Annotated in this window: 10 protein-coding genes; 7 read left to right on the plus strand and 3 right to left on the minus strand. The window is 72.7% G+C overall.

Going from position 1 to position 12341, the window contains the following annotated elements:
- Nucleotides 1–16: 16 nt before the first annotated feature.
- Nucleotides 17–1336: a TerD family protein gene (locus ACIRQH_RS16845; protein WP_388870336.1), complete on the minus strand. Its 1320-nt coding sequence runs from the start codon at nt 1334–1336 to the stop codon at nt 17–19.
- Between the two features lie 294 nt (nt 1337–1630).
- On the opposite strand from ACIRQH_RS16845, the gene ACIRQH_RS16850 reads away from it, so the two are divergent.
- The 4 genes from ACIRQH_RS16850 (at nt 1631) to ACIRQH_RS16865 (ending at nt 6327) form a co-directional block, all read left to right on the plus strand.
- Nucleotides 1631–2065 (plus strand): DUF6643 family protein, encoded by a 435-nt coding sequence (locus ACIRQH_RS16850; RefSeq protein WP_404226409.1) that lies wholly within the window; start codon nt 1631–1633, stop codon nt 2063–2065.
- Between the two features lie 45 nt (nt 2066–2110).
- A complete protein-coding gene (locus tag ACIRQH_RS16855; RefSeq protein WP_358820485.1) occupies nt 2111–2935 on the plus strand; it encodes an MOSC N-terminal beta barrel domain-containing protein in 825 nt (274 codons plus the stop codon).
- Between the two features lie 187 nt (nt 2936–3122).
- Nucleotides 3123–3728: a hypothetical protein gene (locus ACIRQH_RS16860; RefSeq protein ID WP_358820484.1), complete on the plus strand. Its 606-nt coding sequence runs from the start codon at nt 3123–3125 to the stop codon at nt 3726–3728.
- Between the two features lie 172 nt (nt 3729–3900).
- On the plus strand, nt 3901–6327 hold the full coding sequence (locus ACIRQH_RS16865) for a right-handed parallel beta-helix repeat-containing protein (RefSeq protein ID WP_404226412.1): 2427 nt from the start codon (nt 3901–3903) through the stop codon (nt 6325–6327).
- Here ACIRQH_RS16865 and ACIRQH_RS16870 read toward each other — a convergent pair.
- Nucleotides 6297–8696, minus strand: coding sequence for a hypothetical protein (locus ACIRQH_RS16870; protein ID WP_404226414.1), 2400 nt, complete (start codon nt 8694–8696; stop codon nt 6297–6299). The genes ACIRQH_RS16865 and ACIRQH_RS16870 overlap by 31 nt on opposite strands.
- A 281-nt stretch (nt 8697–8977) precedes the next feature.
- Between ACIRQH_RS16870 and ACIRQH_RS16875 the strand changes: the two genes are divergently transcribed.
- A complete protein-coding gene (locus ACIRQH_RS16875; RefSeq protein WP_388933439.1) occupies nt 8978–9808 on the plus strand; it encodes a DeoR/GlpR family DNA-binding transcription regulator in 831 nt (276 codons plus the stop codon).
- Nucleotides 9809–9933: 125 nt separating this feature from the next.
- Nucleotides 9934–10413: an SRPBCC family protein gene (locus tag ACIRQH_RS16880; RefSeq protein WP_358820481.1), complete on the plus strand. Its 480-nt coding sequence runs from the start codon at nt 9934–9936 to the stop codon at nt 10411–10413.
- 18 nt (nt 10414–10431) lie between these two features.
- Here ACIRQH_RS16880 and ACIRQH_RS16885 read toward each other — a convergent pair whose 3' ends face one another.
- Nucleotides 10432–11556, minus strand: coding sequence for a PLP-dependent cysteine synthase family protein (locus tag ACIRQH_RS16885; RefSeq protein ID WP_404226416.1), 1125 nt, complete (start codon nt 11554–11556; stop codon nt 10432–10434).
- A gap of 316 nt (nt 11557–11872) precedes the next feature.
- On the opposite strand from ACIRQH_RS16885, the gene ACIRQH_RS16890 reads away from it, so the two are divergent.
- Nucleotides 11873–12196, plus strand: coding sequence for a hypothetical protein (locus ACIRQH_RS16890; protein WP_358820479.1), 324 nt, complete (start codon nt 11873–11875; stop codon nt 12194–12196).
- The last annotated feature ends 145 nt before the right edge of the window (nt 12197–12341 follow it).

Raw genomic sequence — 12341 nt, forward strand, 5'->3', positions numbered from 1 at the left:
GGACGGCGCCGCGCGCTCACTTCCTGCCGGGCGTCCAGTTCATGCCCCAGCCGTAGACGTGGTCGATGGTGCGCTGGGGGCTGACACCTCGCTCGGGGACCAGGTACCGGGCCTCGCGCTGGACGACCAGGTCGGCGCCGTTGCTGGAGATGAGGGCGAGCGCGCAGACGGTGGAGGGGACCGTGCACTCGTCGAGGGAGAAGTCGATCGGTGCACCGTTGAGCGGCTGGAGGGTCACCGTGGCGTGCAGGTCGGCGAAGGAGCGGGCGCCCTCGTAGATGGTCACGAAGATGAGGATGCGGCGGAAGTCCTGTTTGCGGTCGAGGTTGATGGTGAGGTTCTCGCCGGTGTCCACGGCTCCGGTGCGGTCGTCGCCGTCGAGGTGGATGTACGGCGGCTGGTTCAGGGCGCCGAAGGCGTTGCCCAGTGCCTGGACGACTCCCTTGCGCCCGTCGCTCAGTTCGTACAGGGCGCACAGGTCGAGGTCGAGGTCGGCGTGCATGGCGACGGCCCGGCCGCGCTTGCTGCCCCACCCGGAGAACTGCTTGCGCACCTGCCAGTTGAGGTTCACGCGCAGGGCACCGGAGGTGCCGCCCTGCTTGCTGAGCGAGACGGAGGGCGCCTCCTTGGTGAGCGTCACCTTGGACAGGCGGACCGGCGCCGGAGGGGCCGCGGGCTGCCACGGGTTCGCGGGGGGAGCCTGCGGCGGGGGCATGGTCACGGGCGGGGCGACCGGCGGGGCCACGGGAGGCGGCGGTCCCTGCACGCGCGTGGCGGGTGAGGGCGGTGCGGGCGCCGGGGCCGCGTGCTGCGGCTCGTCCACGGAGATGCCGTAGTCGCTGGCCAGCCCTTCGAGTCCGCTTCCGTAGCCCTGTCCGACGGCACGGAACTTCCAGGCGCCCTGGCGCCGGTAGAACTCACCGAGCACGAAGGCGGTCTCCACGGTCGCGTCGGCGCTGTCGAAGCGGGCGATCTCCGTGCCGTCGCGCGCGTCGAGCACCCGGACGTACAGACCCGGGACGCGTCCGAAGGAACCGCCGTCCGCGGAGGCGGCCAGGACCACCTTCTCGATCACGGGCTCGACGCTCGGCAGGTCGACGAGCAGGGCGTCGGTGACCTGGCCGGCCGCGGTCCGCTTCCCCTCGTGACGCACGGCGCCCGAGCTGTGTGCCGGCTGGTTGTAGAAGACGAAGTCGCCGTCCGAGCGGACCCTTCCGTTCACCAGCAGCAGTGCGGAGGCGTCCGCGTCGGGCACCCCGGGGCCCGGACGCCAGCCCAGCTCCACCCGCAGCGTGCTCGTCGGGACAGGAACATTCGATCCCTTGGACATGGTCATGTGCGCCCCCATCGCGTGTCTCCGCGCCGGGTACGAGCCCCGCGCGGCCCGCCGGCTCCGTTCCCGCCCAACCTAATCCCCCGGCCCGCCGAACTCCCCTGACTCGGGCCGGAAGATCCCCGGCCAACCGCCGGTAACCCGCGAGGAACTCGCCCTTTACACGATCTGAACCCGCTTTGGCGTCCTTTTTTGCCGAGTTCGCTCGCATTGGGGATCCCGCGTCACCGCGGACACGGAAAACAACCCTCTTATCGGTCTCCCCAACCAGCACATCGTGGGCTTAACTTATGTGCCATGACCTCCCCCCGCTCCACCTATGGCGGCGGTTACTACTCCGCCTTCCAGGACACCCCGATCTACGACTCCCTCGTCGCTGAGCGGGGCACCCCTCAGATCGCCCCGATTCGCGTTCCCTCCGCGTACGACTCGGGCAGCCACCTCCCCGCACTGCCGTCCGCTCTCCCCGCACTGCCGGCCGGCCCCTCGCACCACCAGGCCTCCTCGTACGGCTATCAGCAGCCCCAGCAGCCCGCTCCGCTGCACCAGGCCCCCGGTCCGTACATCCCGCAGCAGGCCGGTGCCCAGCGCGGCTACCCCGGCCAGCAGCCGCAGCAGCCCCGCCCCATGTCGGGCAACACCGGCTACGAGGCGATGCGGCCCGCCGCTCCCCGCCCCGCGCCGGCTCCGTACCAGGACCCCTACAACGGTCAGCAGTACCGCGGGTACTGACCCCTTGGCACCGGATTGTCGGTGCCTCCTGGCACCATGGCGGTCATGGGGAACGCGGTACTGCACTCGATTCACGTCCATCCGGTCAAGGCGTTCCGGGCCCAGTCGCCCCGGGAGGCCGTCGTGGAGCCCTGGGGGCTGGCCGGAGACCGACGCTGGGTCCTGATCGACGACGGGGGAAAGGTCGTCACGCAGCGCGAGCAGCCCCGTATGGCGCTGGCCGCCGCCGAGATCCTCTCGGACGGCGGCCTTCGTCTGTCCGCCGAGGGCAGCGGCCCGGTGACCGTTCCGGTGCCCGCGCCCGTCGGCACGACGACCGTGGAGATCTTCGGCGACAAGGTGGAGGCGGTGCTCGCCGATGCCGCCGCCCACGCGTGGTGCAGTGCCCATCTCGGTGCCGACGTGCGTCTGGCCCACATGGACGACCCCGCCGTCCGCCGCCCCGTGGACCCGAGGTTCGCGCTGCCGGGCGAGACGGTCAGCTTCGCCGACGGCTATCCGCTCCTCGTCACCACCCTGGGCTCGCTCGACGCCCTCAACGCGTTGATCGCGCGGGGTGACCACCCCGACGAGGGGCCCCTCCCGATGACCCGCTTCCGGCCGAACGCCGTCGTCTCCGGCACCGACGCCTGGGCCGAGGACGGCTGGTCCCGGATCGCCGTCGGGGACGTCACCTTCCGCGTCGCCAAGATGTGCGGGAGATGCGTCGTCACCACGACCGACCAGGACACCGCCCGGCGCGGCAAGGAGCCCCTGCGCACGCTCGCGCGCCACCGGCGCTTCGCCGGCAAGCTGGTCTTCGGGCAGAATCTGGTGCCCGAGTCCCGCGGAACGCTGCGCGTCGGCGACCCGGTCACGATCCTCGAATAGCCCCCGCGGGCCCGCCCCGCCGGAGACCGGTCGCACGGGGAACCCCGGCCGCGGGCAGGATCGTTGAAGGCGTGCGGGACGTTCGCGGAGGCCGTGCGGGAGAGGTGATTTCGCTCTCTCTTCCCCGGCCGACGGCGTGAACGGCTCCGCGGGGGGTTATCACGGACGCGGGAGGGGGTGCGGGACGGTGCGTTCGATCATCGGAATCTGGCGCTGGCGGCACAATCCGCTGCGCCGCACGACGGATCTCGTCGAGGCCTGGCTCGCCCTGGCCACCCTTCTGATCGTCCTTGTCGGAGCGCCCTTCGTCGGAGCCGCCGTCGGCGCCTCGGCGGAGCACGCGCTGCAACGGGCCGTCCGGCACCAGCGCGCCGACCGCCACGTGGTGGCGGCCACCGTCGTCAGGACGCTCACTCGCGGCCCCCTGCAGTCCGATCCCGAGACGTCGACGGCGCGGGACGTCCGCACCCGGGTCATGGCCGCCTGGACGGCCCCGGACGGCACCCGGCAGCGCGGCGTCGTGATCACCCTCCTCAAGTCTCCTCGTCCGGGCGCCCACTTCGCGCTCTGGACCGACCGGCACGGCCGCTTGGTGGGCCGCCCGCTGGACGGTGCCACCGCGGCGACGCACGCCGTTCTGGCCGGTTTCGGCGCGGCCGTCCTGACGGCCGGCTGCGTGGAGTGCGGCAGACGGCTGATCGTCTGGCACATGGTCCGCCGGCGGTACGCGCGCTGGGACCGGGCCTGGGACAAGGCCGGTCCCGACTGGGGCAAGGCGGGCACCGGCAGCTGACGGCCCGCCCTCAGCGGTCAACCGCCCCTGTCCGTGCACGCTACGGTGGACCGGCCGCGCTGACCCGCACCGTCATGAGAGGCTGTCCGGCAGGGGCCGGAATCCCCGCCGACGGGGTATCAGCACGGCCTCGCAGAACCCGCGTACGACGAGGTGGGGGCACGACAGCGCCATGGCACAGGGCACGGTCCAGGTGACGCACACCGGAACCTCGCGGTGGCGGCGCCGCACGGGTGAGTACGCATCGCTGGCCGCCGCCCTGGAGGCAGCGGCCGACGGTGACGTCCTCACGGTCGCTCCCGGCACCTACCGCGAGAACCTGGTGGTGGAGCGGGCGGTGACGTTGCGCGGCCCCGAGGGCTCACCGGGCTCCGTGCGCATCGCGCCGGTCGACGGAGTGCCGCTGACCGTCCGCGCCTCCGCCGTGGTCCAGGACCTGCACGTGGAGGGCCAGGACTCCGCGGCGCCCGCGCTGCTCGTCGAGGAGGGCACACCCGAGCTGCTGGACGTGCGGATCGTCACGCGCTCCGCGGCCGGGATCGAGGTGCGCGGCGGCGCCCGCCCGACCGTGCGCCGTTGCACGGTCGACAACCCCGGCGGCGTCGGCATCGCCGTACTGGACGGCGGCGGCGGGGTGTTCGAGGAGTGCGAGGTCGTCGCGGCCGGCCAGTCGGGCGTCCTGGTCCGCGGGGGCGCGCATCCGCGCCTCGAGCGCTGCCGGGTGCACCACACCTCCGGTGCCGGCCTGTCGGTGACGGGCGAGAACTCGTCGCTGGAGGCGGTGGGTTGCGAGGTGTACGAGGTCAAGGGGTCCGGGGTTCAGGTCACCGCCCGGGCCACGGCCCACCTCACGGACTGCGACGTGCACCGGACCACGGCGGACGGCGTCACCCTGGACACGGACGCGGTCCTCACCCTCGCCGACTGCCGTATCCACGACATCCCGGAGAACGCGGTCGACCTGCGCTCCCGCTCCGTGCTGACCCTGACGCGCACCACCGTGCGGCAGTTCGGGCGCAACGGCCTGTCGGTCTGGGACCCGGGCACCCGCGTCGACGCCAACCAGTGCGAGATCTTCGACAGCACCGGCGACTACCCCGCGGTGTGGGTCAGTGACGGCGCGACGGCGGTGCTCGACTCGTGCCGGGTGCACGACGTGCCGGACGCGCTGTTCGTCCTCGACCGGGGGTCGCGCGCGGACGTCGTCGACAGCGACATCTCGCAGGTGCGCAACACGGCGGTGTCGGTGAGCGACGGCGCCACGGCGCAGCTCGACGACTGCCGCATCCGGGACGCCGCGACAGGTGCCTGGTTCCGTGACCACGGCAGCGGCGGCACGCTCTCCGGCTGCACGGTGGACGGCACCCAGACGGGCGTGATCGTCACCAAGGGCGCCGATCCGACGATCGAGCGCTGCACGGTCACCTCGCCCGCCGAGGCCGGCTTCTACGTGTCGGCCGACGGCCGGGGCAGTTTCCTGAACTGCCGCGTGGCGGACAGTGGCGGCTACGGCTTCCATGTGATCGACGGCTGCCGCGCGACCCTGCGCAAGTGCCGCACGGAGCGGTGCGCGCGCGGAGGGTACGAGTTCGCCGAAGGCGGAGCGCCCGGCGCGGGCCCGGTCGTCGAGGACTGCGCGAGCGACGAGAGCACCGGCCTGCGTGCCCCGGCGCACGAGACGGCCGTCGAGACGTCGAGCCCGTCGACGAGTCTGATCGGGGCGATCCCCGGCCAGCGCACCACCGAGCGGGAGCCGCTCACGACCGGGACGGAGGTCACCCCGCAGGCCCGCGCCTCGAAGGCCGTCCTCGGTGAACTGGACGCACTGGTGGGCCTGGAGAACGTCAAGCGTGAGGTGCGGGCGCTCACCGACATGATCGAGGTGGGCCGGCGCCGGCAGCAGGCGGGGCTGAAGGCGGCGTCCGCCCGCCGGCATCTCGTCTTCACCGGCTCCCCCGGCACCGGAAAGACGACCGTGGCCCGGTTGTACGGCGAGATCCTCGCCTCGCTGGGTGTGCTGGAGAAGGGGCATCTCGTCGAGGTGTCCCGGGTGGACCTGGTCGGTGAGCACATCGGGTCGACCGCGATCCGCACCCAGGAGGCGTTCGACCGGGCGCGCGGCGGCGTCCTGTTCATCGACGAGGCGTACGCGCTGTCGCCGGAGGACTCGGGCCGTGACTTCGGGCGTGAGGCCATCGACACGCTGGTGAAGCTGATGGAGGACCACCGGGAGGCGGTGGTGGTGATCGTCGCGGGGTACACCGCCGAGATGGAGCGGTTCCTCTCGGTCAACCCCGGTGTGGCGTCCCGTTTCTCACGGACCATCACCTTCAACGACTATCTCCCCGACGAGCTGTTGCACATCGTGGAGCAGCAGGCCGAGGAGCACGAGTACCGGCTCGGCGCGGGCGCGGCCGAGGCGCTCCTGAAGTACTTCACGGCGATCCCGAAGGGCGCCGCGTTCGGCAACGGCCGTACGGCACGGCAGACGTTCGAGGCGATGGTGGAGCGGCACGCGGGCCGCGTCGCCCAGCTGGCCGAGCCGAGCACGGACGATCTGACACTGCTCTACTCCGAGGACCTGCCGGAACTGTCCTGAGCGATCCCGTGCGGGCGCTGGCCGGGTACCTCGGTCCGCAGCCGGGCCAGCAGCAGTTCACGCTCGGCGGCGAAGGCCGGGTCCGCCCGGTAGTCGGAGTGGCCGAGGATCGGTGCGGGGAGCGGTTGCCGTGCGGTGCGACCGTAGGCGAGCGGGTCCTTCAGGGGCTCGTGGTCGACCTCGGGTCCGCAGTCGCCGGGCAGCCGGACGGGGCCGCCGATCGGGTCGGTCGGGCGATACAGATTGCGCCAGCAGGCGACCTCGCGATGCAGTGAGGCGAGCGCGGCGGGTCCGAAGTGGGCCGGGAACCAGCGCCCGTACAGGCGCTCCAGCGGGGAGCCGTAGGTGAGCAGCGCGATCCGCCGGCGGGTCGCGGGCCGTAGCTGCCAGGCCGCGGCGGCGGCCAGCACGCTGCCCTGGGAATGTCCGGAGAGCACGAGCCGTCCGCCGGTGGCGCGGGTCCAGGTGGCCATGCGCCAGGTGAGGTCGGGCACGGCACGCTCGGCGTAGCAGGGCGGTGCGAAGGGGTGGGCGGCGCGCGGCCAGAACGTACCCACGTCCCAGAGGATGCCGATGGTGCGGCGGGCCGCGGGGTCCTTGTAGGCGCGGCGGCCCCAGGTGACGAAGAGTATGAAGCCGAGCCCGATCAGCCAGGAGCCGAGTGCCTGGGCGGTCTCGGCCGCGCCGCGGACGACGCCGTACGTCCCTCGCGCGGCCTCGCTCGGTGCGTCGCCGGTGGCGAACGCCCCGGCCACGGCACCCGCTCCGAGCAGGAGCGTCGCGAACGAGACGACGCCGACCATGAACGGCGCCCGGTCGGTGAGGCCGGCCATCACGCGCGTGCTCGCGATGCGGCGGGTACGGGTCGTGTCCTTGGGCTCGCCCGGGTAGTCGCGCTCGACGGCACTCATCTCGCGGCGCCGCAGCAGCCAGGTACGCCGGCCGAGGCGGGCGACGACGGCGAACAGGACGAGGAGGAGCGGCGGGATCGCGGAGGCCTGCCAGGTGAGCAGGACGGGCGGGCCGGGGATCGAGTGCCGGGTTCCGTCCAGCCAGTCGGCGACCCGCTGGGAGACGCCTCCGGACATCACGCCGCCCAGCGCGCAGGCGAGCATGGCGACGGCGGGTCCGGCGAAGCCGCGCATCGCGGTGCGGGTGTCGACGGGGGCGTCCGGCCTCCCCGGGGTGCCCCAGGTCGCGGGGTTCGTGCGGTACAGGGTGTGGGCGACGACGCCGAGTGCGATGACGAGCAGGCCCTGGACGAGGGCGAGGCCGCCGAACGTGGCGTCGCCGGGGAGGCGCCCAGTCGCGTGCCACTCGGGGCGTGACCAGCCCGCGTACACCAGGGCGAGGGCGAGGAGCAGGATCGCGCCCTGGGGCAGCAGGCGGACCGGTGTCCGGTCGCGCCCCCGGTCGATCCGGTTCTCGCTGCGGCCCCGGCGGCAGACCACCCAGAGCACAACGGCCGCTCCCAGCATGAGGGTTGCGTTCAGGAGGGTGCCCAGCGCGTCGAGTGCGCCGGGTCCGCCCGGTCCGCGGTCGTGGCGGGACGCCGAGGCGGTCACGGCGGCGGCGACGGTGAGGAAGCCGGCGGCGGTGTGCGCCGCGCGCAGCCGGGCCACCAGGCGGCGCCCGTACCAGAAGCCGGGGCGGTTGAGTCCGGTGCCGTCGGTCTCCTCGTCGGGTTCGGCCTGGCGGGACATCGGCTGCTGGGACTCGTACGCGCTCCAGGTGCGGTGGGAGAGGTACCAGAGGAGCGCGGTGAGCGCGGCGGGGACCAGGGCGGCCAGGGCGAGGCGGCGGCCCGGCTGGCTCCACCAGCCGGCGTCGGGGCGGTCCGGCGAGAGGAATCCGAGCCACGAGTGGTTGCGGACGCACGCGCGCGTGCCCGCGCACTGCCAGGCGGCCAGGTCGAGCGCCACCTCGCAGGCGGCGGCGACCAGCAGGACGGTGAGGGTGAGCCCGGCGAGCCGGACGAGCAGGCCGTACAGGCGCACCGTGCGCGGGCGGTGGTGGGAGGCCGGGCGCATCCAGTGCGCGAGGTTGACCACCATGAACGGCAGCAGCAGGAGCCACAGGGCGCGGGCGCCGTTGCCGGAGGTGAGGTTGCACCACACGTACGCCTCGCGCACCGGGCCGCCGCGGTGGGTCTCCGGGTGTTCCTCGGCGTCGGCGTCGTCCGCGCGGCGGAAGACGGCCGCGGTCGCGTCGCCGGTGACGCGGACGGTCCGCGGATCGTCCAGCATGTCCTCGGGTGTGGCGCCGCCCACGCCGTGGACGAGGAGTTCCAGGGCGATGTCGTCCGCTTCGGCCCGGGGTAACGCTCTTCCGTTCTCCCCGCCGGCGGTCTGTTCCGGTGCGTGTTCCACTGTTCCGCACTCCCCCGGGCAACGCGTGCCACATCTGTCATGTCCAGACACAAGGATCGCGGCTGGACGGCGCCAGGCACAGCCGAACGCACGGAATCTCCCCGATACGTGTGAAAGTGACGCCTCTGGAGGGTCGGAACGGGCGTGCGGGCAGTGGCGCGACTGGCGGTGGGCCGTGCGAGGATGGGACCTCCTCCAGACCTCGGACAAGGAGAATGTCCACGTGGGAGTGGGTTCGGACGGAGTGTCGGGCAGGCAGCGGCGAAAGGACCGGAGCGGTCGTGAGTGAGAATCAGAACCTCCTCGCGGAGCAGCGTCGCGCCCTGATCCTCGACGAGGTGCGCCGCCGCGGCGGCGTCCGTGTGAACGAACTGACGCGCAAGCTCGGTGTGTCCGACATGACGGTCCGCCGCGACCTCGACGCGCTGGCCCGTCAGGGTGCCGTCGAGAAGGTGCACGGCGGTGCGGTCCCGGTGGCCGAGGCGAGTACGCACGAGCCGGGCTTCGAGGCCAAGTCGGGTCTGGAGCTGACCGCCAAGGAGGACATCGCGCGGGCGGCGGCCGAGTTGGTCGCGCCCGGGTCGGCGATCGCGCTCTCCGGCGGCACGACGACGTACGCGCTGGCACATCGGCTGCTGGACGTCCCGGACCTGACGGTGGTCACCAACTCGGTGCGGGTGGCGGATGTGTTCCACTCCGCGCAGCGCACCGCGGGCCAGCGCCAGGGCGGCGCCACCGTGGTCCTCACGGGCGGTGTCCGCACGCCGTCCGACTCGCTCGTCGGGCCGGTGGCCGATCAGGCCATCGCGACTCTGCACTTCGACGTCCTCTTCCTCGGCGTACACGGCATATCGCTGGAGGCGGGGCTGTCGACGCCGAACCTCGCGGAGGCGGAGACCAACCGGCGGCTGGTGCAGTCCGCGCGGCGCGTCGTCGTGGTCGCCGACCACACCAAGTGGGGCACGGTGGGCCTGAGTTCGTTCGCCGCGCTGGAGCAGGTCGACACCCTGGTGACCGACGGGGGCCTTCCGGCCGGTGCCCGCTCGGAGATAGCGGAGCATCTGCGGCGGCTGGTCGTGGCCGGTGAGCCCGAGGACGATACAGACATCTGACGGGCTGCCAGCTAGGGTGTCGCTGCCCTCGTCGCCGATCGCTCCGCCGGAGCCGTCCGCGGTGCCGGGCGCCGAGGTCATCGATCGCTGCCGACCGGGACTCGTTCCCGCTGGGGGGTTCGCTCATGGCACGCCGTCTGCGTCCGGTGGGAACGGACTTCGTCGAGACCGCTCCGGTGCGTCTGGTGTTCGCTCGGGAGGTGACCGCCGCTCCCGAGGCGGTCTTCCGGGCGCTCGCCGAGGACGTGTCCGGCTGGAGCGACTGGTTCCCTGCGGTGACGCTGGCCCGGCCCTCCGCCGGGGGCGCGGGCCGCGAGGTGCGGCTGCGGGGCGGCACGCGGTTCGAGGAGACGGTTCTGGCCGCCGAGGCGCCCCGGATATACGCGTACCGCGTGGACGCCACGAACGCGCCGGGGATGCGGGCGCTCGTCGAGGAGTGGCGGCTGACGCCCGCGGTCCGGGGCACGCGAGTGCAGTGGACCTTCGCCGCCGACGGTACGGCGCTGTTCCGCGGCGGCCTCACCCTGGGGCGGGCCGGTCTGGGCCGCGCCTTCCGCGGCGCGGTGACGGCACTGGACCGGCGCCTGGCGCCGGCACACGCCTGAACTCCGGCTCCGCGCCGGTCAGTCCGGCCAGACGCCCGTGTGCAGCAGGCTGGTGATCGCCTCGGTGTACGGCGCGATGTCCAGGCCCTGCTCCTCCAGCCACGTGTCCGAGTAGTACTTGTCGAGATAGCGGTCGCCCGGGTCGCAGAGCAGGGTCACCACGCTTCCCGTGCGCCCCGCGGCCACCATCTCGGCGACGATCTTCAGGGCGCTCCACAGGCCGGTTCCGGTCGAACCTCCCGCCTTGCGGCCGATGGCCTGTTCCAGCGCGCGCACGGCGGCGACGCTGGCGGCGTCGGGGACCTTCATCATGCGGTCGACGGCCCCGGGAACGAAGCTCGGCTCCATGCGCGGCCGGCCGATGCCCTCGATGCGCGAGCCGCAGTCGCAGGTGACGTCCGGGTCGCCGGTGGTCCAGCCCTCGAAGAAGCAGGAGTTCTCCGGGTCGGCGACACAGATGCGGGTGTCCGCCTGCATGTAGTGCACGTAGCGCGCGAGGGTGGCCGAGGTACCACCGGTGCCGGCCGTGGCGACGATCCACGCGGGCTCGGGGAACCGCTCCAACTCCAGCTGGCGGAAGATGGATTCGGCGATGTTGTTGTTGCCGCGCCAGTCCGTGGCGCGTTCCGCGTAGGTGAACTGGTCCATGTAGTGGCCGCCGGTCCCGAGGGCGAGGGCGGCGGCCTCCTCGTACATCCGGCGCGAGTCGTCCACGAAGTGGCACCGGCCGCCGTGGAACTCGATGAGGCGGCACTTCTCGGGGCTCGTGGTGCGGGGCATGACGGCGATGAAGGGGACGCCGATGAGCCCCGCGAAGTAGGCCTCGGAGACGGCGGTGGAACCGCTGGACGCCTCGATCACCGGGCGGTCCGGACGGATCCATCCGTTGCACAGGCCGTACAGGAACAGGGAGCGGGCGAGGCGGTGCTTGAGGCTGCCGGTGGGGTGGGTCGACTCGTCCTTCAGGTACAGGTCGATGCCCCAGGCCTCGGGCAGCGGGAAGCGGAGCAGGTGGGTGTCCGCCGAGCGGTTGGCGTCGGCCTGGACCTTGCGGACGGCTTCTTTGAGCCAGCTCCGGTAGCCCTCGTCGGTACGGTCGACGTCGAGGGTCTCACCGGTCCGGATCTGCTGGGGAGTGCTCACGGCAGGGCTCCTAACGCCTGGTGCCGACGCCGTTTGAACTGGTCGGACGCTTCGATCATAAACACCTTCCGCACGCTTCTCACCTGCATAAACACACCTTTGGGTGCCCCAAAGGCACCCCTGGGTACGGCGCGCGGGCGCCTGCGAGGGGGGCGCATACCGGCCTTTGCGCCCGGCGCCCCGACCGCCTCGCCATGCGCACTGGTGCTGGGCGCCACCTGCGGGCAGACTGCCCCACGGGGCGATCGCCCCCGCCGGGACGGACACCGGGAATCACGACGGGGCACAGCCGCGGCGCACAAGGGGGCGGAGCAGCATGGCGGAGCCGGAGTTCACGGCCACGGGCGTGCGGATCGGGAAGCGGCTGCGCTCGCTCACCCGGGCCGGACAGGTCCGGATCAGCGACGGCAGGCTGCAGTTGCTCACCAGCTACGGCAGTGAGATCGACAGTGCCCCGGTGCAGGCGGTGCGCGCGTCGAAACCCTGGTTCGCGCACGAGGACCGGGCGTCGGCGGACGTCAACGGCACCCGCTATTCGCTCACCCTCGGCGAGCACGATCCCGCCCCCGGAAAGCCGGGACCGCCTTCGGCGCGCCGCTTCATCGAAGCGGTCCGCAGGGCGGCGGGAGGCGGCCGCTGAGGCGGCCCACGACGGCCTGGAAGGCACCGCGAGTTGCAGGACGGCGCCCCCTGGGTCACTCTGATGTCACTTCACTACTCTGGGTCAACCGGCGATAACGCTGCGAACCAGCCCGCCGGTCACCACAGCAGGCGGCCGTTCCACT

Origin of the sequence: Streptomyces sp. NPDC102279 (assembly GCF_044766365.1) — a bacterium.
Lineage (GTDB): Bacteria > Actinomycetota > Actinomycetes > Streptomycetales > Streptomycetaceae > Streptomyces.